This window comes from Herbidospora solisilvae (assembly GCF_009901565.1).
Lineage (GTDB): Bacteria > Actinomycetota > Actinomycetes > Streptosporangiales > Streptosporangiaceae > Herbidospora > Herbidospora solisilvae.
The window spans coordinates 293,180-313,223 of the sequence record NZ_WXEW01000010.1 but is presented as its reverse complement, the minus strand read 5'-3'; the positions used below and the strand labels follow the sequence as shown (position 1 = coordinate 313,223).

The 20,044-nt window shown below is 72.8% G+C and carries 23 protein-coding genes; 11 read left to right on the top strand and 12 right to left on the bottom strand.

All coding sequences use genetic code 11. From position 1 onward, the window contains the following. Window positions 1–13: 13 nt before the first annotated feature. Window positions 14–1,060: a sensor histidine kinase gene (locus tag GT755_RS32065; protein WP_161483301.1), complete on the top strand. Its 1,047-nt coding sequence runs from the start codon at window positions 14–16 to the stop codon at window positions 1,058–1,060. Then, the gene (locus GT755_RS32060; protein WP_161483300.1) at window positions 1,057–1,716 is read left to right on the top strand and encodes a response regulator; all 660 of its coding nucleotides are present in this window, start codon (window positions 1,057–1,059) and stop codon (window positions 1,714–1,716) included. Before GT755_RS32065 ends, GT755_RS32060 begins: the two co-directional genes overlap by 4 nt. A 4-nt stretch (window positions 1,717–1,720) precedes the next feature. On the opposite strand, the gene GT755_RS32055 is transcribed toward GT755_RS32060, so the two are convergent. Next, window positions 1,721–2,563: a LysR family transcriptional regulator gene (locus tag GT755_RS32055; RefSeq protein WP_161483299.1), complete on the bottom strand. Its 843-nt coding sequence runs from the start codon at window positions 2,561–2,563 to the stop codon at window positions 1,721–1,723. A 109-nt stretch (window positions 2,564–2,672) separates the two neighbouring features. Here GT755_RS32055 and GT755_RS32050 point away from each other — a divergent pair, with 109 nt between their 5' ends. Further along, window positions 2,673–3,710 carry a nitronate monooxygenase gene (locus tag GT755_RS32050; protein ID WP_161483298.1) on the top strand — a complete coding sequence of 346 codons (1,038 nt, stop codon included), beginning with the start codon at window positions 2,673–2,675 and terminating at the stop codon, window positions 3,708–3,710. A 5-nt stretch (window positions 3,711–3,715) separates the two neighbouring features. Here GT755_RS32050 and GT755_RS32045 read toward each other — a convergent pair whose 3' ends face one another. Next, window positions 3,716–4,423 (bottom strand): SDR family oxidoreductase, encoded by a 708-nt coding sequence (locus GT755_RS32045; RefSeq protein WP_161483297.1) that lies wholly within the window; start codon window positions 4,421–4,423, stop codon window positions 3,716–3,718. Window positions 4,424–4,481: 58 nt separating this feature from the next. On the opposite strand from GT755_RS32045, the gene GT755_RS32040 reads away from it, so the two are divergent. Continuing rightward, on the top strand, window positions 4,482–4,910 hold the full coding sequence (locus GT755_RS32040) for a MerR family transcriptional regulator (protein ID WP_161483296.1): 429 nt from the start codon (window positions 4,482–4,484) through the stop codon (window positions 4,908–4,910). A 91-nt stretch (window positions 4,911–5,001) separates the two neighbouring features. Continuing rightward, window positions 5,002–6,081, top strand: coding sequence for a hypothetical protein (locus tag GT755_RS32035; protein WP_161483295.1), 1,080 nt, complete (start codon window positions 5,002–5,004; stop codon window positions 6,079–6,081). Between the two features lie 83 nt (window positions 6,082–6,164). Here the strand turns inward: GT755_RS32035 and GT755_RS32030 are convergent, their stop codons facing one another. After that, on the bottom strand, window positions 6,165–6,560 hold the full coding sequence (locus tag GT755_RS32030; RefSeq protein WP_161483435.1) for a RidA family protein: 396 nt from the start codon (window positions 6,558–6,560) through the stop codon (window positions 6,165–6,167). A 105-nt stretch (window positions 6,561–6,665) separates the two neighbouring features. On the opposite strand from GT755_RS32030, the gene GT755_RS32025 reads away from it, so the two are divergent. Both GT755_RS32025 and GT755_RS32020 read left to right on the top strand, forming a co-directional pair. After that, window positions 6,666–7,634 carry a helix-turn-helix transcriptional regulator gene (locus tag GT755_RS32025; protein WP_161483294.1) on the top strand — a complete coding sequence of 323 codons (969 nt, stop codon included), beginning with the start codon at window positions 6,666–6,668 and terminating at the stop codon, window positions 7,632–7,634. A gap of 147 nt (window positions 7,635–7,781) precedes the next feature. Further along, window positions 7,782–9,032, top strand: coding sequence for an MFS transporter (locus GT755_RS32020; protein WP_161483293.1), 1,251 nt, complete (start codon window positions 7,782–7,784; stop codon window positions 9,030–9,032). Here GT755_RS32020 and GT755_RS32015 read toward each other — a convergent pair. Continuing rightward, the gene (locus tag GT755_RS32015) at window positions 9,016–9,708 is read right to left on the bottom strand and encodes a type 1 glutamine amidotransferase domain-containing protein (protein WP_328794635.1); all 693 of its coding nucleotides are present in this window, start codon (window positions 9,706–9,708) and stop codon (window positions 9,016–9,018) included. The genes GT755_RS32020 and GT755_RS32015 overlap by 17 nt on opposite strands. Before the next feature lie 160 nt (window positions 9,709–9,868). On the opposite strand from GT755_RS32015, the gene GT755_RS32010 reads away from it, so the two are divergent. Further along, the gene (locus GT755_RS32010) at window positions 9,869–10,126 is read left to right on the top strand and encodes a DUF6343 family protein (protein ID WP_328794656.1); all 258 of its coding nucleotides are present in this window, start codon (window positions 9,869–9,871) and stop codon (window positions 10,124–10,126) included. 34 nt (window positions 10,127–10,160) lie between these two features. On the opposite strand, the gene GT755_RS32005 is transcribed toward GT755_RS32010, so the two are convergent. The 5 genes from GT755_RS32005 to GT755_RS31985 all read right to left on the bottom strand — a co-directional run bounded on the left by GT755_RS32005 (window position 10,161) and on the right by GT755_RS31985 (window position 15,889). Next, window positions 10,161–11,243 (bottom strand): cellulose binding domain-containing protein, encoded by a 1,083-nt coding sequence (locus tag GT755_RS32005; protein ID WP_161483292.1) that lies wholly within the window; start codon window positions 11,241–11,243, stop codon window positions 10,161–10,163. A 229-nt stretch (window positions 11,244–11,472) separates the two neighbouring features. Beyond that, a complete protein-coding gene (locus GT755_RS32000; protein ID WP_161483291.1) occupies window positions 11,473–14,100 on the bottom strand; it encodes a DUF6493 family protein in 2,628 nt (875 codons plus the stop codon). Window positions 14,101–14,109: 9 nt separating this feature from the next. Further along, entirely contained in the window at window positions 14,110–14,787 is a 678-nt protein-coding gene (locus GT755_RS31995) for a hypothetical protein (RefSeq protein WP_161483290.1), read from the bottom strand. A 35-nt stretch (window positions 14,788–14,822) separates the two neighbouring features. Continuing rightward, entirely contained in the window at window positions 14,823–15,185 is a 363-nt protein-coding gene (locus GT755_RS31990; RefSeq protein WP_161483289.1) for an SgcJ/EcaC family oxidoreductase, read from the bottom strand. After that, on the bottom strand, window positions 15,182–15,889 hold the full coding sequence (locus GT755_RS31985) for an SDR family NAD(P)-dependent oxidoreductase (protein ID WP_161483288.1): 708 nt from the start codon (window positions 15,887–15,889) through the stop codon (window positions 15,182–15,184). Before GT755_RS31985 ends, GT755_RS31990 begins: the two co-directional genes overlap by 4 nt. A 69-nt stretch (window positions 15,890–15,958) precedes the next feature. Between GT755_RS31985 and GT755_RS31980 the strand changes: the two genes are divergently transcribed. Next, window positions 15,959–16,558, top strand: coding sequence for a TetR/AcrR family transcriptional regulator (locus GT755_RS31980; RefSeq protein ID WP_161483287.1), 600 nt, complete (start codon window positions 15,959–15,961; stop codon window positions 16,556–16,558). A 15-nt stretch (window positions 16,559–16,573) separates the two neighbouring features. On the opposite strand, the gene GT755_RS31975 is transcribed toward GT755_RS31980, so the two are convergent. Continuing rightward, window positions 16,574–17,254, bottom strand: a complete 681-nt coding sequence (locus GT755_RS31975; RefSeq protein ID WP_161483433.1) for a TetR/AcrR family transcriptional regulator — start codon at window positions 17,252–17,254, stop codon at window positions 16,574–16,576. Between the two features lie 101 nt (window positions 17,255–17,355). On the opposite strand from GT755_RS31975, the gene GT755_RS31970 reads away from it, so the two are divergent. After that, window positions 17,356–18,321: an NAD(P)-dependent alcohol dehydrogenase gene (locus GT755_RS31970; protein WP_161483286.1), complete on the top strand. Its 966-nt coding sequence runs from the start codon at window positions 17,356–17,358 to the stop codon at window positions 18,319–18,321. A gap of 126 nt (window positions 18,322–18,447) precedes the next feature. Here GT755_RS31970 and GT755_RS31965 read toward each other — a convergent pair whose 3' ends face one another. Then, on the bottom strand, window positions 18,448–19,122 hold the full coding sequence (locus GT755_RS31965) for an alpha/beta fold hydrolase (RefSeq protein ID WP_161483285.1): 675 nt from the start codon (window positions 19,120–19,122) through the stop codon (window positions 18,448–18,450). A 49-nt stretch (window positions 19,123–19,171) separates the two neighbouring features. On the opposite strand from GT755_RS31965, the gene GT755_RS31960 reads away from it, so the two are divergent. Then, the gene (locus GT755_RS31960) at window positions 19,172–19,543 is read left to right on the top strand and encodes a winged helix-turn-helix transcriptional regulator (protein ID WP_328794631.1); all 372 of its coding nucleotides are present in this window, start codon (window positions 19,172–19,174) and stop codon (window positions 19,541–19,543) included. Here GT755_RS31960 and GT755_RS31955 read toward each other — a convergent pair. Next, the gene (locus tag GT755_RS31955; protein WP_161483283.1) at window positions 19,503–20,024 is read right to left on the bottom strand and encodes a TetR/AcrR family transcriptional regulator; all 522 of its coding nucleotides are present in this window, start codon (window positions 20,022–20,024) and stop codon (window positions 19,503–19,505) included. The genes GT755_RS31960 and GT755_RS31955 overlap by 41 nt on opposite strands. Window positions 20,025–20,044: the final 20 nt, after the last annotated feature.

Here is a 20,044-nt window from a genome sequence, read left to right as displayed (position 1 = left end):
CTACGATCGCCTCATGTGGTGGACGGTTCCGCCGTGGGCGGTCGGCGTGCTCGTCATGGTCCTTTCGCGCGGCGGCTCCCCGGGCGGTCGCGACCTGGCCGTGATGGCGGTCACGACCGTGCTGGTCGTGGCGGGCGGCGCGCTGCTCGACCGGCTGCCCCTGACCGGGCTCGGCCTCCTGCTGGCCACCCTCCCGGCCGGCGGGTGGCTCTCGATCGGGATCCTGCCGTTCGCCCAGTTCGCGGTGGTCGCCTTCGGCCTCTACCGGATCGCCGCCACCGCCACCCGGCGCGTCTCCTCGATCGCGCTGGCCGCCACGGCCGCCGTGGAGATCCTCTGTCTGCTCTCCGCCCCGCCCGTCTACTCCGTGCTGGTGCTGTTCGCCGTGATCGCGTGGCTGCTCGGCCGGGCCGTCGGGCAGGCCAGGGAGCACGGCGCGGCCCGGGTGAGCTGGACCGCCGCCCAGGCCGTCACCGACGAGCGCCTGCGCATCTCCCGCGAGCTCCACGACACGGTCGCCCACTCCATCGGCGTCATCGCCTTCCAGGCCGGGGCCGCGCGGCGGGTGATCGGGACCCGCCCCGACGAGGCGGCCCGGGCGCTCGGCGAGATCGAGACGGCCGGGCGGGAGGTCCTCACGGGGCTGCGCCGCATGCTGGTCGCGCTGCGCGACGGAGACCCGGCCCCCGCGGGCGGGCTGGCCGACCTGTCGCGGCTCGGCTCGGCCGGGCTGAGCGTGGAGATCCGGGAGCTCGGCGGGCGGCGGGACCTGCCGCCGGAGGTCGACACGGCGGCGTACCGGATCATCCAGGAGGCCGTCACCAACGTGGCCAGGCACGCCGCGACCGGCTCGTGCACGGTGACGATCGACTACCGGGAGACCGAGGTGGCCGTCGAGATCGTCGACGGCGGGCGGGGCGGCCGGGGGCCGGTCACGCCGGGGTTCGGGCTGGCCGGCATGCGGGAGCGCGCCGCGCTGCTCGGCGGCGAGTTCGCCGCCGGTCCCGCGCCCGGGGGCGGATTCCGGGTGGCGGCCCGGCTGCCGGTGGAGGCGCGGTGAGCGTGCGCGTGCTGCTGGCCGACGACCAGCCGCTGATCCGGACCGCGCTCCGCATGGTGATCGCCGACGCGCCCGGCCTGGAGGTCGCCGGCGAGGCCGGCACGGGCGCCGAAGCGGTCCGCCTCACCCGGGAGCTCGGCCCCGACGTGGTCGTGATGGACATCCGGATGCCCGGCATGGACGGCATCGAGGCGACCCGCCGGATCACCGAAGCGGGCGGGAGGGCCCGGGTGGTGGTGCTGACGACCTTCGACGACGACGAGAACGTCTACGGCGCCCTCCGCGCCGGGGCCGCCGGCTTCCTGGTGAAGGACATGGCGCTCGACGACATTCTGAACGCGGTGCGGGTGGTCGCGGCCGGGGACGCCCTGATCGCGCCGGGCGTGACGCGCCGGTTGATCGCCGCCTTCGCCGCCCGCCCGGGTCCCAGCCCGAATACCCGCCCGGAGCCGCGCGCCCTGACCGGGATCACCGATCGCGAGCGGGAGGTCCTCACGCTGATCGGGCGCGGCCGGTCGAACGCCGAGATCGCCGCGGAGTTGTTCATCAGCGCGGCGACGGTCAAGGCCCACGTGACGCGCCTGCTGGTGAAGCTGGCCGCCCGCGACCGGGTGCAGCTCGTCATCGTCGCCTACGAGACGGGCCTGGTGCCGTGAGCCGTCACGCCTGGAGCGCGGCCTCGACGAACCTGCGCACCAGCCGCTCCTGCCGGCCCGGCACGAAGGCCAGCGAGACGGGGATCGGCGGGGCGTTCCGCACCGGCACGAACGTGACCGCGGGATGGGCGGAGCGCCGCCGGGCGACCTCCGGCACCACCCCGATGCCGCGCCCGGCCGCGACCGACTCGATCCACTCGTCGAAGTTCCCGGTCTCGACGACGGCGCACGGCCGCCGGTCGGGCCACGACCACGGCCCGGTCGTCCCGCTCAGGACGTTGACGACCAGGGGCCAGTCGGGGATCTCCGCCCAGTCGACGTGCTCGCGCGCGGCCAGGGGGGAGGTCAGGGCGCAGACGGCCACCCGCGTCTCGTCGAAGAGGTGGACCACCCGCAGCTCCCCCGCCGCCGTCTTCGGTTCGCCCCGCACGAGCGCGACGTCGACGGCGCCGTGCTCCAGGGCCGCGATCGTGTCGTCGGCGCGGACCATCACGACCGTGCTCGCGGTCGCCGCCTCGAATCTGCCGACCATGTCCTGAGCCCACGGATCGGGCAGCAGCCAGCTGAACCCCAGCCGCAGGCGGCTCTGCCGCCGGGCCGCGGCCACGGCACGGTCGAGGTCGCCGAGCACCCGCTCGACGTCGTCCAGGAACACCCGGCCCTCGTTCGTGAGCTCGACGTGCCGGGAGGTACGGTCGAGCAGCCGCACCTGGAGCGTGTCCTCCAGCCGGCGGACGGTCCGGCTCAGCGCGGGCTGGGTGATCGCCAGCTCCTCGGCCGCGCGGGTGAAGGAGCCGAGCCGGGCCACTGTGGCGAACGCCCTCAGGTGCCGGAGCTCCACATCCATAACCACCAAGCATAGATGCACGACAATAGGCATTTCCGGACACCCCCGGGGTCGACCTAGCGTCGAAAGGGGTGCGCCTCGTCCGACGATGTCGACGAAAGGACCGATCGTGCACAGTTCACTCACCGGCCTGGGCCTGACCTCCCCCGTTCTGGCGGCTCCCATGGCCGGCGGGGGCAGCACGCCGGCGCTGGTGATCGCGGCGGCGGAGGCGGGCGGCCTCGGGTTCGTCCCCGCGGGTTACCAGACCCCGGCCGCGCTGGCCGAGCGGATCGGCCGGGTCCGCGCGGCGGGTGTGCCCTTCGGGGTGAACCTCTTCGCCCCCAACCCCGTGCCGGTCGACCCCCGGCGCTACCGCGAGTACGCCGACCTGCTGCGCGCCGAGGCCGACCGCTTCGGCGTCGACGTCGGCGGCATCGAACCGACCGAGGACGACGACCACTGGGCGGACAAGATCGACCTGCTGCTGGCCGATCCGGTCCCGGTGGTGAGCTTCACCTTCGGCCTGCCCGACGCCGCGACCGTCGCGGCGCTGCGGGCCGCGGGCTCCCTCGTCGTGCAGACCGTCACCTCGGCCGAGGAGGCGCGGGCCGCCGCCGACCGGGGCGTCGACGTCCTGGCGGTCCAGGCGTCCGCCGCCGGAGGCCACTCGGGCACGCTCACCCCGGAGCGGATCCCGCCGGACGTCCCCCTGCCCCAGCTGCTCGGCGAGGTCGGGGCGGCCGTGCGGCTGCCGCTGATCGCGGCGGGCGGCATCGCGACCCCGACCGCCGTCAGCGCGGCGCTGGCCGCGGGCGCCGACGCGGTGAGCGTCGGCACCGTGCTGCTGCGCTCCGACGAGAGCGGCGCGTCGGCCCCGCACCGGGAGGCGCTCGCCGACCCCCCGCGCAGGTGCACGGTGGTCACCCGCGCGTTCACCGGCCGCCCGGCGCGCGGCCTGCGCAACACGTTCACCGACCGGTACACCGCCGAGGCCCCGGCGGGCTACCCCGCCCTCCACCATCTGACCAGCCCGATCCGCAAGGCGGCCGCCGCCGCGGGCGACTACGAGCGGATCAACCTCTGGGCCGGCACCGGCTACCACAACGCCCCGGCCGAGCCCGCCACCAGGATCCTGACCGGCCTCACCCGGCGCCTGTGGTTGTGACGCCTTCAGCCCGCGAGGGCGGCGGCCGCTTCGCGGTAGATGACCTCCGGGGCCTCCGCCAGCCACGCCTTCACCTGGCGGCTCCACTCGTCGGCGAGCACCTCGGACCGGTGCTGCTCGACGCCGTCGAGGGCCGCCGCGACGATCACTTCGGGGGCGGCCTTGTCGCCCTCGTACCAGGCCATCATGTCGGTGTCGGCGGCGCCCAGGTGCACCCCCGTCACCAGGGTGCGCTGGGCGGCCAGCTCCAGGCGGACGCCGTTGGTGAGCGCCCATTCGGCGGCCTTGGCGGCGTGGTAGGCGCCCGCGCCGTCGAAGGCGAGCCACGAGATCGCCGACAGCACGTTCACGATCGCGCCGTCGGCCAGCTGCGGCGCGAAGGCGCGGATGACGTCGAGGGTGCCGAAGAAGTGGGTGTCCATCTCGCGGCGGATCAGGTCCCGGTCCCCGCCGACCAGATTCGCCCCAGTCGAGATCCCCGCGTTGTTGATGACGATGTCGACGTCGGGCGCCGCCGCCACCGCGTCGGCGATCGACGCCCGGTCGGTGACGTCGAGCCGCAGCGGGACGGCCCCCGGCACGTCGACGAGCTCGGGGCGGCGGGCGGTCGCGTACACCTTGGCGGCCCCGCGGTCGAGAAGGGAGAGGACGAACTGCCGGCCCAGGCCCCGGTTGGCGCCGGTGACCAGCACGTGTGCTCCGTTGATCTGCATGCCGATACGCTAAAACCTGACGTTGACGTCAGGGGCAAGTCTTGTGACGGAGGTCACGATGCGTATCGGCGAGTTGGCGGCACAGTCGGGCGTCAGCGTGCGGGCGCTGCGCTACTACGAGGAGCAGGGGCTGTTGGAGGCCGAGCGGAGCGGCTCGGGGCAGCGCCGCTATCCCGCGTCGGCGGCCGAGCGGGTCCAGCTGATCCAGATGCTCTACGCGGCCGGCCTGTCGAGCCGGACCATCGCCGAGTTGCTGCCCTGTGTCGAGTCCAGGGTCAGCACCCCCGAGTCACGGGCCCGGCTGGCCGCCGAGCGTGACCGCATCGACGCCCAGATCGCCGCGCTGACCCGCACCCGCGACCGGCTCGACGCGGTCATCGTGATGTCCGGACTTCCGGCCAGTGGCTGCATGTGGATTTCCGACCACGACATCACCGAACAGGCGGAAATGGCCGGCGGATTGAACGGTTCACCAGACGCGCGGTGAACCGTCTCACTTAGCGGGATCCCCGCTTCTCACAATCGCGTTTCCGGTTTATGAACGGCGTGACGACATTCCCCACACCGGAAGGAAAAACGTGACGCGATTATCGAGGGTCCTGATGGCGGTCGCGATCGCCCTCGGGCTCGTGCAGGTCGCCGCGAGCCCCGCGCAGGCCGCCGTCCCCAACCGCTGGGGCTACGCCTACGTCGACGTCCCCGCCGGAATCCCCAGCCTTGCCCACCAGGCTGGAAGCTGGCCGGGCGGCTTCAACGTCAGCGTGACCCCGGGCGTGCCCGGCGAGACGATCGTCCGGTTCCCGCAGATCGCGGGCCCCGGCGGCGTCGCCCACGCCACCGCGGTGGCCAACGCGCCCTACATCTGCCAGGTCGCCAAGTGGACGCCGGTCGGCCCCGACCAGATCGTCGTGGTCAGGTGTCACCAGTTCGGCGGCGCGCCGGTCACCACGCCGTTCACGGTCACCTGGTCGGAAAGCACGCCCCCGATGGTCGGGCCCGCCGGGCAGGGCTTCGGATACGTGCACTACAACGGCGGGACCGTCGCCTCCTTCAACTCCGCGGGCGGCGCCAACGTCGTCAGCGTGCTGGGGGTGGGCTGGTACAAGGTCGACATGAACGGCCTCGGCTTCGCGACCCCGGCCGGGAACATCCAGGTGACGGCGCAGAACGACCTGACCCAGGCCAGGTGCAAGGTCGTCAACTGGGCCCCCGGGGTGGCGGTGCAGCAGATCGAGGTGCGGTGCTTCAACGCGGTGAACACCCCGATGAACTCCGGCTGGAGCCTGACCTACCAGCGGGAGCGCAACATCAACGGGCGCTGGGTGCCGCCGAAGGCGTTCGCGTACACCTTCGACCACACGCCGGCCAACCCCGGGCCCTACGCGCCGGCGCCCGCGGGGGTCAACTACAACTCGCAGGGCGTGGTCAACACCGTGCGGTCGTCGGGGGTGGGCCTGCGTATGGTCACCTTCCCCCGGGTCGGCTTCCCGATCGACCACGTGCAGGTCACGGCGTACGGGAACAACCCTGACCACTGCAACCTGCAGACCCTGTGGAACACCACGGGCGCCGTCGCCACGGTGCGGAACGTGCAGTGCTGGACCGGGGTGACCCGGGCCGACCGCGCGTCGTTCGTGTCGTACACCTCGACCCAGTAAGAGGTGGCGGGGGCGGGGCCTCGCCCCGCCCCCGCGTGCTAGTGGGCGGCGCCCAGGCCATGACGTCGGATGATTCCCCTGCCTCACGCCACGGCGGTGCCCTCCAGTTCGACCATCAGCCCCGGGACGGCCAGCCGCGCCACCCCCAGCATCGTCATGGCCGGCGCCACCCCGGCCGCGCCCAGCCGCGCCGCCAGCCCGCCGTAGTGCCGGAGCAGCAGGTCGACGTCGGTCGTGTAGACGTTCAGCCGCACCAGGTTCTCCAGCGACATGCCCGCCTCCGCGAGCACCGCCTCCAGGTTGCCCAGGCTCAGCGCCACCTGTCCCGCCATGTCGTCGAGGTGCTCGGGCTTGCCCTCGGCGTTCGTCGCGGTCTGACCCGAGACGTAGAGGGTCCGGGTCTGCCCCGACACGAGTTCGCCCTGGTCGAAGCCGAATTCCACCGACCACGTCACCGGGTTGACGGCCGTTCGCCGCATCGCCACGAGAGGCTCCGTTCGTTTCGTCTGCGTTCGTCGTACGGGACAGGAGCCTTCCGGTGAATCACGACATCCTCTGTCGTGTATTCCTCCTAGGGTTTTCCCATGCGTGCCGACCGGCTGGTCTCCCTCGTCCTGCTGCTCCGGCGGCACGGCCGGATGTCCGCCCCGGCGCTGGCCCGGGAGCTGGAGGTGTCGGCCCGGACCGTCCTGCGCGACATCGAGGCGCTGTCGGCGGCGGGCGTGCCGGTCTACGCCGAACGCGGCCGGCACGGCGGGTTCGCGCTGCTGCCCGGGTTCCGCACCGAGCTGACCGGGCTGACCCCCGACGAGGCCCTCGCGCTGCTGATCGCGGGGTCGCGGCGCGGCGCGCAGGCGTTCGGGCTCGGTTCGGCGCTGGCGTCGGCGATGCTCAAGGTGGTCGACGCGCTGCCCGACCGTTATCGCGACACCGCCGTGGGGGCGGCCGAACGGCTGCTCATCGATCCGGAGACCGACCTGCTGTCGCGGCGGCTGGTGCACGACGAGGCGCCCGGCGCCGTGGTGGCCGGGGTGCTGCGCGCGGTGCTGGCCGGGCGCAAGCTGCGCATCCACTACGCCGCCGCCGACCAGGACCCGGAGTGGCGCACCGTCGACCCGATCGGCCTGGTGACCGTGCGCGACCGGGGATATCTGCTGGCCACGCGGTCGGGCGCCGACCGGACCTACCGGTTGTCGCGCATCACGGCCGTCGAGGAGCTGGCCGAACCGGCCGAGCGGCCCGAGCGGGTCGACCTCGACCGGGCCTGGCAGGAACGCGGCACCCGGTTCCGCGCGGGCGGCGACCAGGTCACCGTGCCGGTCCTGATCGACGCGGCGCGCCGGGAGGAACTCGCCGGCACCGCCGTGGCCGTGCTCACCGAGAAGACCGAACCCGACGGCCGGCTGCGGCTGGAGGTCACCTTCCAGGACCCCCGGCACGCCGTGTGGGCGTTGTGGCGGCTGGGCGCGGGCGCGGAGGCCCTCGCGCCCCAGTGGTTGCGCACCGCCCTGCGCGACCGCGCCGCCGCGCTCGCCGCCCGCTACGAACACTGAGATTCTCCGTTACGGCTCCGCCCGCCGGCGCCGACCGCCGCCCACCGCACGCGCCGCGACCGGCGCCGACCGGCCGCGCCGGAACCCGCCGCTTCGCCGGAAAACGCGTTGCCCGCCCTCTTCTCCGGGACGTATGGTCTTGCGCCCGTGGTCACAGTTGTGGAACGAGTGCTGCCCGCGCGCCTCGGGCGGGGTTTCCGGTGGTTGCTGGCGTCGAGCTGGTTGTCGAACCTGGGTGACGGGATCGCCGCCGCGGCCGGGCCGCTGCTGGTCGCGTCGCTGACGAGCGACCCGCTGATGATCTCGTTGTCGGCGCTGGTGAGCTGGGCGCCTCCCCTGCTGTTCGGCCTGTACGCGGGCGTGTTGTCCGACCGGCACGACCGGCGCAGGATCGTGCTGGCCGCGAACGCGGCGCGGGCGCTGGTGCTGGTCCTGCTCGTCGTGCTGATGGCGACCGGCCGGGTGACGGTCGAGTCGGCGCTGGTGCTGCTGGCGCTGCGCGCCGTCGCCGAGGTCTTCGCCGACAACGCCACCGCCACGCTCACGCCGATGATGGTCGGCCGCGACGACCTCGTCGTCGCCAACGCCCGCCTGGGCACCGGGTTCATCACGCTCAACCAGCTCGCCGGGCCGCCCGTCGGCGCGGCGCTGTTCGGCCTCGGACTGGCCTGGCCGTTCGCCGGTCAGCTCCTCCTGGTGGCGGCGGCGATCGTGCTGGTCGCGCGGATCACCCTGCCGCCGCACCCCCGCCAGGCCGACGGGGCGAAGCCGAACGCCGTGCGCGAGCTGGTCGAGGGCTTCCGCTGGACCGCCCGCCACGCGGCCGTCCGCACGCTGGTCCTGACCATCCTGATCTTCAACTTCACGTTCGGCGCGGCCTGGTCGGTCCTCGTCCTCTACACCCAGGAGCAACTCGGCCTCGGCGCCCTGGGCTTCGGCCTGATGACCACCATCGGCGGCGTCGGCGGCCTGATCGGCACCGGCCTCTACGGGGCCATCACCCGCAGGGTCAGCCTCGGCGCGCTGATGCGGATCGGGCTCGTCATCGAGACGCTCACCCACCTGGGTCTGGCCCTGACCCACTCCCCGTGGATCGCGGGAGCGATCTTCCTGGTCTTCGGCGCGCACGCGTTCATCTGGGGCACCACCTCGCTCACCGTCCGCCAGCGCGCGGTCCCCGCCGAACTGCAGGGCCGCGTGGGCAGCGTCAACACCGTCTGCGTGTACGCCGGCCTGGTGGTCGGCTCACTGATCGGCGGCGTCCTGGCCACCCGCTTCGGGGTCGCGGCCCCGTTCTGGTTCGCGTTCGCCGGTTCGGCGGTGTTCCTGGTCGTCCTGTGGCGGCAGCTCAGGCACATCGCCCACGACGACGCGCCCGCCCCTAGTGGAGCACCTTGAGCAACTGCTCGCCCAGCACCGCGGCCGACGCGGGGTTCTGCCCGGTCAGCAGGTTGTGGTCGACGACCGTGTAGGGCTTCCACGGCTCGCCCTTGGTGAAGTCGACGCCGAGCCGGACGAGCTCGTCCTCCAGCAGCCACCGCGCCTTGGACGCCAGCCCGACGCCTTCCTCCTCCTCGTTGGAGAACGCGGTGACCTGGTATCCGGCGAACGGCGACTCGCCGCGCACCCGCGTCGCCAGCAGCGAGGCGGGCCCGTGGCAGACGATGGCCAGCGGCTTTCCGGAGGCCAGCGCCGCCGTCAGCAACCGCCCCGCGTCGGCGTCGGCGCACAGGTCCTCCATCGGACCGTGCCCGCCCGGGCAGTAGACGGCGTCGTAGTCCTCCAGCCGCGCCTCGGACAGCCGGATCGGCCGCCGCAGCTCCTCCGCGAGGCGGATCGTCGCCTCCAGGTCGAGCGCCTCCTGCGCGCCGCCCGCCATGTCGGGCCGCAGGCTCATCATGTCGACGGTCGGGACGACCCCGCCCGGCGTGGCGACCGTGATCTGGTGCCCCGCCTCGGTGAGCGCCCGGTAGGGGGCCGCGAACTCCTCGGCCCAGTACCCGGTGGCGTGCCGGGTCCCGTCCTTGAGCGTCCAGTACGACGCCGCGGGCATCATGAAAAGCAACCTGGCCACGGGCGACCGCCCCCATCCTGATCGTGGTCGACACAGGCCTTCCACCAGCCACTTTATGCACGATGTCGCCGTTTGCGCAGGTGGGGGCAGGACCTTACCCGGCCATGGCGACAGGCCCGGCCTGCCCCGTTAGCGTGGGAGGCACCGGAGGGAGAGGGCCATCGACGGGGGACGTGCGAAGAGGCTCGGCGACAGGTTCTGGGAGACCTTCTCGCCGACGTCCGAGCGCCCGGAGAGTGCGCTCGGCCTCCGGCTGGTGCTGGCGATCTTCGGTGTGCTGATCTGCGCCGCCGTGGCCGTGCTGGCCTTCCTGATCGGCATTGTGTTCCTGGGCGTGATCATGGCCGTCCTCGCGGTGATCGCGATCGCCGACCTGATCGTCGTCATCCGGCGGCTGCGTCAGCGGCACACCGTGTGAAGGGTGCCGGAGTGGACCCCCGGCACCCCGGCGGTCAGGCCTTGACCGTGCAGGCCAGGCCGTTGAGCGTGAAGGCGCCCGGCTCCGGGTTCTGTCCCGTGTGGGCGCCGTTGAAGCCGAGGTTGACCGTCGCGCCCGGCGCGATCACGGCGTTCCAGGCGGCGTTGCGCGCCGTCACATGCCGCCCCGTCTGAGACCACACCGCGCTGTGGGCCGAGGTGAGCCGCTGGCCGGCGTCGGGGAAGTCGAACTCCAGGCTCCAGACGTTCACGGCGGACGTGCCGGTGTTCTTCAGCGTCATCCAGACGCTCATGCCGGTCGACCACGTCACGCCGTCGTACCCGACCTCACACGCGCCGGTCGTCGGCGTCGGGCTCGGGCTGGGACTCGGGCTCGGGCTCGGCGGCACGGGGAGGCCCTGCCGGGCCAGCACCCTGGTGGGGCTGGACGGCGGGCTGACGTTGCCGGCGGCGTCCCTGGCCACCACGGAGTAGGTGTAGTACTGGCCGATGACCAGGCCGCCCTCGTGGAACATCGGGAACGTCGTGCCGACGCTGCCTACCTTGGTCCAGCCGCCGGCCGTCTCACGGTAGACGTCGTAGCCGGTCACGCCGACGTTGTCGGTCGACGCGTTCCAGCAGAACGCGGTGCCCTCGGCGTCGGCCAGGCAGCCGTCGCGCACGTTCTGTGGCTGGCTCGGCGGCTGCGTGTCGCCGGGCTCGGGCGACGGCGAGGGCAACTGCATGCCGGTGGTGGCCGTGAGCGTGATGAACGACGAGGGCGCGCTCACGTTGCCCGCCTGGTCGCGGGCGACGAGGTAGAAGGAGTAGGCCCGTCCGCGCACCAGACCGCCGACGATGGTGGGGCTGCTCGTGGGCGAGGAGGTCTTCGTGAACCCCGTCGAGGTCAGCATGTACACGTCGTAGCCGGCCACCGGGCCGCTGTCGTCGGTCGACGGCGTCCAGCAGATGCCGACCATGCCTCCCTGCGAGCTCGGCGGCGGGCAGGACATCAGGCCGCCGGGACGGGACGGCGGCGTCGTATCGGCCGCGAGGGCCGGGAGCGGGGTGACGATCGCGAGCAGGGCTCCGGCGATCAGGGCGATGCGCAGTTTCATGCCCGGATGCTCCGCCGCTCCCGGTCGGCAGGCCAGCGAAGCCCACTCCCCCGCAGAGGAAGCGCAGGTCGCCCGTGAAACTCTCACGCGGAAATGGCCACCCGGAATTGTCGGTTAAGCGGGAAAGCCCGCCGATTCCGGTGGTTTCCGCGACCCCCGCGCGAAACCGGCCTCGCATTCGAGCACTTCCGGACCGAATCGATGCCCTTGCGATAAAGCGGGAATTCGCCTATTCCGGCCCGCCGATCGTGTCAAGAAGAACGCGGGCCATGTCGGTCACCCGGCTGGTGGCCTTGCGGGCCGCCGCCTCCGCCAAGCCGGGCACCTCGCCCCGGGCCCCGGCGAGCACGGCCGCCTTGACCGCCACGCCGAGCAGGTCGGCCATCCCGTGGACGGGACGCCCCCCGGAACGCCCCAGCAGCGGCGGCAGCGCCTCGGCCAGGATCGCCCACGTCTCCCGGTGGGCTCCCGAGAACACGAGTTCCTCCAGGGCGGGCGTCGCCCTTTTCAGCGGCACGGCGCCCGACCTGACCGACTGTGCGAGGGCCCACCCGAAATCGGCGGCGGCGAGCTCCCCGCGCACGGCCAGGATCGTGATCGCCTCGACGGCGAGGTCGCGTTGCGCGGGGTTCTTGTGGCCGAGCGCCATCGTGACGGCGCTCGCCGTCGCGCGCCCGGCCGGTCCGCCTCCCTGGACGAGCGCCCGCAACACCGACACCCGGGCGCGGCCCGCCGGAACGCCCACGACGAAACATTCGAGCACGTGGGCGGCGACCACCTCGCGGTGCGACGGCAGCACCGTCGGCCACCACCGGATCTCGTCGGAGTGGCGGTTCCAGGCCTCGGGCTCCAGCGTGCACAACGCGGCGATCGGCTCGGGCAGGCCGGGCACGGCCGGTCTCATGACGGCGTGCACGGCCGACGTCTCCCGGTCGTCGTAAGAGTCGGGGTCGGGCGTGGTCGCGACCGCGCAGCTCACCTCGGGGTCGGCCAGGCCGCCGTCGCGCAACCACGCGGCCAGCCGCCGTCCCGCCGATGAGGTCAGCCGCCCGGCGCGGGCCACCACCTCGGGGTCGGCGGTCCGGGGCAGCCGGAGCAGCGCCTGCCAGAAGTCGAGGGGCAGCGGCTCGGCGTCGCCCAGCCGCGCCACCCGGTCGACCAGCATCGCGGCGGCGACGTGTCCGGTGGGCTCGGTCGGGGTGGCCAGCAGGACGGGGATGGTGCGGCCCGACTCCAGCAGCGCGATCACCTCGCGCACCCGGTCGCGGGTGAAACGGTCGAACGGCGTGCCGTGGCGGGGGTCGCGGGCCACGACCTCGTCGATCAGCCCGGAGAGCTCGGCGCTCTCGGCCGGGTTCACCAGCGCGAGCGCGCACTGGGTCAGCAGCACGCCGACGTGACGGGCCAGGGAGGAGGGGTCGACGTAGCGGTCCCGCCCCCAGACCTGCTCGCACCACGGCCACACGGCGTCGAGCGTCGCCTCGCGGTCGACATGGGTGAACGCCACCAGCGCGGCCATGATCTGCTCGACCTCGACGGGGTCGTAGGACCGCCATCCCCGCCCCACCCGGCCCGTGAGCTCGGCCGGGGAGCCGATCTCCGGCGGCAGTGGGGGCAGCCCCAGGGTCACCCGCAACTCGCCGGGCGTCAGCACCTCCGACGGCTCGGCCTCGACCGCCTCGACCCCGCCGAACGCGCCCGCGATCTGGCCGCGGAGTTCCGCGGGCAACCCCGCGGCGGCTGCCCGGATCACGCCGGCCGTCTCCGGGGACGCGTGGGGGGCCAGCCTGAGCGCCAGCCGCACCGCACGGTCGCGGAGCGACGGCGTCTCCTGCGCGAAGACGACCGCCAGCGCCGCGAGCGCGCCGTCGGCCTCTTCGGGCCGGGCGAGGGCGATCCACTGGAGCGCGGTCGTGACGTGCTTCTTCTCCGGCCGGAACGCCAGCGCCCCGACGGCCTCGCCGAACAGGCCGGACTCGAGCGGGACCCGGCCCAGTTCGCCGACGGCCAGCAGCGCGAGCGGGTTCGCGGCCACCGGCAGCACCCTGATCAGCTCGACCACGGGGACCTCGGCGGGTTCGGGGCGCAGCCGCTCCCACAGGAGGGTGAACGGTTCGATGTCGCGGTCGTGCCCGTGGGTCAGGAACCGCGCCACGCACCCGTCGAGCAGCGCCCGCCGGTCGAGCCGCCCCTCGGCCGCGAGGTCGGCCAGCGCGCTGATGGCGGTGTTCTCGTTGTGGGCGCTGTTCCACTTCCAGTCGTGGATCAGGGGCGCGGCGGCGCCCTCGGCGGTGAACAGCCGGGGCGTCAGGACGTCGAGGAACGGGTCGTCGCGGAGCACGTCGAGCCGGCCGCCCCGCCAGAACCGGTGGCACACGTCCCACAACCAGCCCACGACGAAGGCGTCGTTCTCGGGCGGCTCGATGCCGGTCTCGATCGCGAGCCGCGCGGCCAGGTCGTAGCCGGGCTGCCCGTCGACGTTCTGCCACCCCCTGCGGTCGCCCGGCCGCAGGCCGGTGACGAGCCGGTGGGCCAGGTCGCGCCGCCACGCCTCGTCTCTGGCCCGGAGCACCTCGGCGACGCGCTCGGCGTCGTCCCTCGGCGACCGCGGGAGCCGGAGGTCGCGCCGGTCGAGCCACGCGGCGACCTGCCCCGCGCCGGAGAAGCACGCCGCCCCGGCGACCCGCAACCCGGACGCCTGGTCGGCGGCCTCGCCGCGCGACAGGCCGGCCAGGTGACGGGGCAACCACTCGGCGACGGCCCTGCGGTCGGCCCCGGTGAGCGAGCCGACGTGGGCGGCCAGCCCGGCGTCGTCACCGGCCTCGACGCACTTCCTGACCTGCTCCCACGCGTTCACGCCGGAACCCTACCGGCCGCCTCCGACAGCAACGCCCTGGAAGAGATGGGGCCGGGGGGCGAGGGTCCAGGCGATCACCTCCACCAGCTCCGGCTGGACGTCCGGACCGGCGGTGATCGCCACGGTGGCGTCGCGGCGTTCGACCACCCGGCCCTCCAGTCCGCCGAAGCCCGGAGGCCAGATCGTCACCCCGACCGCGGGGCCGGTCGCCGGGACCAGCCGATAGTGCAGGAAGCCCGGTGAGGCGTCCACCATTTCTATCCGGTAGCCGGCCAGGTCGGGGGCGAGCAGCGGCACCCGCGCCACGGCGGGGCCGGTGCGCCACCACGCCAGCCGCTCGGCGAGGCCCGGAGTGGTGACCGTCGCCACCAGGGCGTAGACGATCACGACGGCGAGGATCGGCGCCCACGGTTCCGGTTGGAAGAAGCTGGTGACCAGATAGGCCGCCGACATCGCGAAGAGCAGCCCCAGCCCGGCGGCGGTCCAGGCGGGCCGCACCCGGAACACCCAGAGGAAGGGCCAGGCCAGGATCCCTCCCGCGGGCACCGCGGCGTAGATCATCATGAACAGCCCGTACAGGGTCACGAGCCCGGTCTGAAAGATCAGCACGATCGCCACCACGACCAGGCCATAAGCGAGCACTCCGGCTGCCGCCCCGGCCGCCGCCCGGCGGAAGATGACCTTCATGTCCTGGATCGTGACAGGCTTCGGTGACGGTCAGGTCACTCCGGCTTCAGGGAGACGTGATAGTGGCCGACGAGCCACCGGTCGCCCTGGCGTTCGAGGACCATCGTCACGTGACGGCGGGCGACCTCGCCGTCGGCGTAGGTGAAGTCGGCGGCGGCGTAGCCCGTGATGACGTCGTCCGCCGACCGGCGGGCGTCGATGATCTCGTAGTCGACCCGCAGCCCCGCGGGCTGGCCGTCGTAGTACTCGACGACCGAGGCCCGGCCCCGCGTGGGTTCGGGGTGGGCGCCCTGGAACAGCGTGTCCTCGGCGAACACCGTGCCGACCTCGACGGGGTCGTGGACGTCGATGCCGTGCTTCCAGACGGCCAGCACGCCCTCGAAGACGCGCTCGCTCATCGGCCCGCGCTCTGTCCGCCGTCGATGTGCAGGAACTCCCCGGTCACCAGCGGGGCCCGCTCCAGGTAGAGCACGCCGTGGACGACGTCGGAGATGTGCCCGATCTTCTTCATCGGGTGGAGCTGGGCGAGTTGTCCGGCGTCGCCGCCGCTGTGCAGCGGGGTGTCGATCAGGCCGGGCGAGACGGCGTTGACCCGGATGCCACGGTCGGCGTACTCGATGGCCAGCGACTTGGTGGCCGACGCGACGCCGCCCTTGCTCAGCGAGGCCAGCACCGAGGGGACGGCCGAGTTGGCCTGCTCGACCAGCGTGGTGGTGATGCTCACGATGTGGCCGCCGCCCTGCTGGAGCATGGGGTCGATGACCTGCTGGGTCAGGGAGAAGAAGCCCCCGACGTTGATGTCCATGACCTTCCTGTAGTCGTCGTGCGTGTAGTCGGTGAACGGCTTGGCGACGAAGACGCCCGCGTTGTTGACCAGGGTGTCGACCCGCCCGAAACGGTGCAGCGCCGTCTTCACGACCGTCTCGGCGGTGGCGGGCTCGGCGATGTCGCCGGGCACCGCGACGACGTCGGGGTCGTCGCCGCCCTGGATGGAACGGGAGGTGGCCACCACCGCGTAGCCGATCTCGCGGTACGCGGCCACCAGTGCCTCCCCGATGCCCTGCGATGCCCCGGTGATGATGGCGACGCGCTGATCTGACATGACATGCTCCTAGACGGTCGGTCTACTACTGACATTTCCGTTTTAGCCGACCGGTCGTATAATTGCAAGATGGGTCGAACGTCAGACGCCCGGCAGCGGATCCTCGCCGCGGCCACCGATCTGTTCTCCCGCCGCTCCTACGGCTCCATCGGCGTCGCGGAGATCTGTGCGCAGGCGGGCACGCCGAAGGGCAGTTTCTACCACTTCTTCGAGTCGAAGCAGGCGCTCGCCCTGGAGATCATCGACCTGCAGTGGAACTCGCAACGCGGCCGCTGGCAGGCCATCCTCGACAGCGACGGCCCGCTCGTCCACCGGCTCAAAGACCTGTTCGCGTTCACGGTGGAGGTGCAGACCGCGTCGCTGAACGACGCCGGCGTGGTCTCCGGCTGCCTGTTCGGCAACCTCAGCCTGGAGCTGAGCACCGGCGACGACCCGATGCGGCAGAGGCTGCGCACGATCTTCGACGAGCAGGTCGACCTGATCCGCCGGGCGATCGAGAAGGCGCAGGCGCAGGGCGAGCTGAGCGTGATCGACGCGCCGGGAGCGGCGAAGTCGATCGTCGCCCAGATCGAGGGCACGGTCCTGTTCGCCAAGCTCTTCAACGACCCGGGCCAGCTCGACCAGCTGTGGGCCAACAGCCTGCGCCTCCTCCAGGTCGCCGACGCCTAGGGTCTACCATTTCAGTCACGCTCCGGGGGGCCGCTGCCCCTGAGAACTGTCGGTTGCAATCGGGAGGCTGCGCAGTGTCAGCGCAGTTGGCGGAGGCAGCGGTCTGTTGCCCGTGTCGGTCCGGAACGACTGGAGCAGATAGGCCACCAGGCGCCGGGACGCTGCACCGTCATCCGGTAGGGCGGTCACCAGACCGCAGTGCGCCAACAGGACCACGGCGAGGTCGGAAGGGTGAAAATCGGCCCGCAGCGCGCCCGACGCCTGGGCCCTGCGTACCAGGGTCGTGAAGTCCCGCTCGGCTCGTCGCCGGGACTGCGCGTGGTCCGACGTGCTTTCCGGGAAGGCCGCGACGAACGCGGCCGGGAACCCGCGTTCCTCCCGTTGCAGAGCGCAGACCGTCTCAACCAGGTGCTGGAAGCCCTGCCACGGGTCAGGGGCGGCCAGAGCCTCGGTGAGCGCCCGCGCGCAGGTCTCCATCTGGCGCGCGAACGCGCCCCGCACCAGAGCGTCCCGGGTCGGGAAATGCCGGTACAGCGTCGCCACGCCGACCCCGGCCCGACGGGCCACGGTCGCCATCGGGGCGTCGATCCCGTGCTCGGCGAAGACGGCACGGGCGGCGACGAGGATGCGCTCCCGGTTGCGCCGGGCGTCCGCCCGCACCCCGTCCCGGGCTGTGATCCGAGAGGATTCCGCCATCACTGTCTCTCGCTTCCGGTCCAAACGGACGATCGCGTCCGCTTAAGAGCTTACGGTCGATGCCAGACCCCTGTACGGCCCCCGGCGGCAAAGGCGGAACGATGAACGACCGCATGATGAAGGCAGTGCTCTACGACCGCTACGGTGGCCCCGATGTGCTCTACGCGGGCCGCGTGCCACGCCCCGAACCGGCCCACGGCGAGGTCCTTGTGCAGGTGCGCGCGTTCAGCGTCAACGGCGGCGAACTGGCAGCCCGTGCCGGCCGTCTCCGCCTCCTGACCGGCCGGAGATTCCCCAAGCGCGTCGGCTTGGACTTCACCGGCGAGGTCGCCGCACTGGGTGCCGGAGTCACCCGGTTCGCGACCGGCGACCGCGTATGGGGGGTCTTGGGCCGCACCTCCGGTTTCGGCAGCGCCGCCGAGTACGTGACCGTGCCCGCCGAGCGGGTCGGCCGGCTCCCCGACGGCCTTGACCTGGTGGACGCCGCCGCGCTGCCGGTGGCCACCACGGCCATCACCGCGCTGCGGGACAAAGCCGGGCTGCGCCCCGGCGAACGACTCCTCGTCCGGGGCGCGGCGGGCGGTGTCGGCAACGCCGCCGTCCAGCTCGGACGGGCGTACGGCGCCGAGGTCACGGCCCTCGCCCGCGCAGCCAACCTCGACTTCGTCCGCGGGCTCGGCGCGCACGAGGCCGTCGACCACCGGACTGTGCGGCCGGCGGAACTGGGCCGCTTCGACGTGGTCCTGGACACCGTGGGGACCGACCTGCGGGCCTTCCGGCGCCTACTGAACTCCGGCGGGCGCATGGTCACCATCGCCTTCGACCTGAAACGGCCCGCCGCGTCGCTCGGCTACCTCGCGGCCAGCACGGTCCACGGACACGGCCGGGTGCGCTTCTTCAGCGGCAACCCCATGCGGGCGGACTTCGACGACCTCGCCCGCCATGTGGTCGAGGGCAAGCTGAGCCCCGTGGTGGACAAGGTCTTCCCCCTGGAGGAGACGGCAGCGGCACACCGGGCGCTGGAGGCGGGCGGCGTCCAGGGCAAGTACGTGGTCAGGGTCGCGTAGGACCCCTGTGGAGGCGCTGATCACAGCCAACAACGGCTCCAGCACCGCCCACTGCTCGTCCGGGAGATCTCCCCGATCCGTGAACCATGATCATTCACAGCCCGGGATCCACTTTCGACACAGGGCCTAGGAGGCCTTCAGGAGCAGTTCGGCGAGCTCCTCCGGCGCGGTGACCATGCAGTCGTGCCCGGTGCGCAGCTCCCAGACCCGCGCCCCCGGCGGGACCGGGCGGCGGGCGACGCCGGGCGCGTCGCCGACGCAGTGGACGTGGGTCTGCGGGATGGCGGCCACCACCGCCTCGTCGAACCGGACGGGCTGCTGGAAGCAGCGGACCGGCTCGTCCGAGAGCATCGGGCGAAGCCATTCCACGTCGGCCGGGTCGGTCACCCCGAAGAAGCCGTCCATGGGCGGGATGCGCCAGCTTCCGGCGGCGTCGATCAGGTGCTGGGTGAAGGGCATGACGTCGAGCACGCTCTCGCCGTCGGCGGGGACCATCGCGTCGACGTACACAAGCCCGGAAACGCGGTCCGGAGCGCGGCCGGCCACCGCCGGGACGATCATCCCGGCGTAGCTGTGCCCGACCAGGATCACGTCGGTCAGGTCCTCTTCGGTGAGCACCGCCAAAACGTCGGCGATGTGGGTGTCGAGGCCCACGTCGGGGCCGAGCAGGTGGGCCCGGTCGCCGTGGCCGGTCAGGGAGGGGGCGAGCACGCGGTGCCCGGCCTCGGTCAGCAGGGGGACGACGCGGTCCCACACCCGGCCGTCGTGCCAGGCCCCGTGGATGAGCAGGAAGGTCTTCATGGCAAGGACGCTAGTGAGCCGTTGGGTACCGATTGGTAACCTTCGGCTCGTGCGTGATTCCGCGGGGGGCGTCTTCCTCGCCGACTGCCCCGCCCGGCTGGCCATCGAGATCATCAGCGACAAGTGGGCGGCCGTCGTGCTGTTCGCGCTCAGCCGGGGGCCGTGCCGGCACGGCGAGCTCGTCGACCTGGTCGGCGGCGTCTCGCGCAAGGTGCTCACCCAGACGCTGCGCCGTCTCCAGGGCTACGGCCTGGTCGAACGCCACGCCTACGCCGAGGCTCCCCCGCGCGTCGAATACGCCCTCACCGACCTGGGGCTGACCCTCGTCGAGCCGATCGAGGTGCTGACCGACTGGGCGCGGGCGAACGGCGACGCGATCGTCACCTTCCAGGAGAACGCCGGCCGAGACCGTCGAGCATGAGCGGCAGGAACCGCTCCGGGATGACGCCCGGGTTGCAGGCGAAGACGTTGAGCAGGTCCATGATGTCGCCGGTGTCCGCGTCGGGCCGCATCGCGCCGTCGGCCTGCGCCTGACCGACCAGCACGCCGAGCCGTTCCACCAGCGCCTCTCTCGCCTCGGGCGCGGAGGTCCCGGCCAGCGCGGCCGCGACGGCGCCCCGGCTCTCCTCGACGGCGTGCACGACGAAGGCGCGCACGGCCGTCCAGGCGTCGGGACCGGCCGCCGCGGCGTGGTCGAGGGCGTCCATGAGCTCGTGGACGTACTGCTCCGCGAGCGCCGCGAGCAGCACGGCGCGGTCGGGGAAGCGGCGGTAGAGCGTGCCGACCCCGACACCGGCCCGGCGGGCGATCAGCTCCATCGGCGCGTCGGTGCCGCGCTCGGCCACCACGTCCCGGGCCGCCTCAAGGATCTTGTCCCGATTGCGGCGGGCGTCGGCGCGCATGTGAGATCCTCGATCTAAGT

Bases quoted from the DNA above. Each gene is read 5' to 3' on its own strand.
- GT755_RS32065 (WP_161483301.1), top strand. From the start codon at position 14: ATGTGGTGGACGGTTCCGCCGTGGGCGGTCGGCGTGCTCGTCATGGTC.
- GT755_RS32055 (WP_161483299.1), bottom strand. From the start codon at position 2,563: ATGGATGTGGAGCTCCGGCACCTGAGGGCGTTCGCCACAGTGGCCCGG.
- GT755_RS32045 (WP_161483297.1), bottom strand. From the start codon at position 4,423: ATGCAGATCAACGGAGCACACGTGCTGGTCACCGGCGCCAACCGGGGC.
- GT755_RS32040 (WP_161483296.1), top strand. From the start codon at position 4,482: ATGCGTATCGGCGAGTTGGCGGCACAGTCGGGCGTCAGCGTGCGGGCG.
- GT755_RS32030 (WP_161483435.1), bottom strand. From the start codon at position 6,560: ATGCGGCGAACGGCCGTCAACCCGGTGACGTGGTCGGTGGAATTCGGC.
- GT755_RS32025 (WP_161483294.1), top strand. From the start codon at position 6,666: ATGCGTGCCGACCGGCTGGTCTCCCTCGTCCTGCTGCTCCGGCGGCAC.
- GT755_RS32005 (WP_161483292.1), bottom strand. From the start codon at position 11,243: ATGAAACTGCGCATCGCCCTGATCGCCGGAGCCCTGCTCGCGATCGTC.
- GT755_RS31995 (WP_161483290.1), bottom strand. From the start codon at position 14,787: ATGAAGGTCATCTTCCGCCGGGCGGCGGCCGGGGCGGCAGCCGGAGTG.
- GT755_RS31990 (WP_161483289.1), bottom strand. From the start codon at position 15,185: ATGAGCGAGCGCGTCTTCGAGGGCGTGCTGGCCGTCTGGAAGCACGGC.
- GT755_RS31985 (WP_161483288.1), bottom strand. From the start codon at position 15,889: ATGTCAGATCAGCGCGTCGCCATCATCACCGGGGCATCGCAGGGCATC.
- GT755_RS31980 (WP_161483287.1), top strand. From the start codon at position 15,959: ATGGGTCGAACGTCAGACGCCCGGCAGCGGATCCTCGCCGCGGCCACC.
- GT755_RS31975 (WP_161483433.1), bottom strand. From the start codon at position 17,254: ATGGCGGAATCCTCTCGGATCACAGCCCGGGACGGGGTGCGGGCGGAC.
- GT755_RS31970 (WP_161483286.1), top strand. From the start codon at position 17,356: ATGAACGACCGCATGATGAAGGCAGTGCTCTACGACCGCTACGGTGGC.
- GT755_RS31965 (WP_161483285.1), bottom strand. From the start codon at position 19,122: ATGAAGACCTTCCTGCTCATCCACGGGGCCTGGCACGACGGCCGGGTG.
- GT755_RS31955 (WP_161483283.1), bottom strand. From the start codon at position 20,024: ATGCGCGCCGACGCCCGCCGCAATCGGGACAAGATCCTTGAGGCGGCC.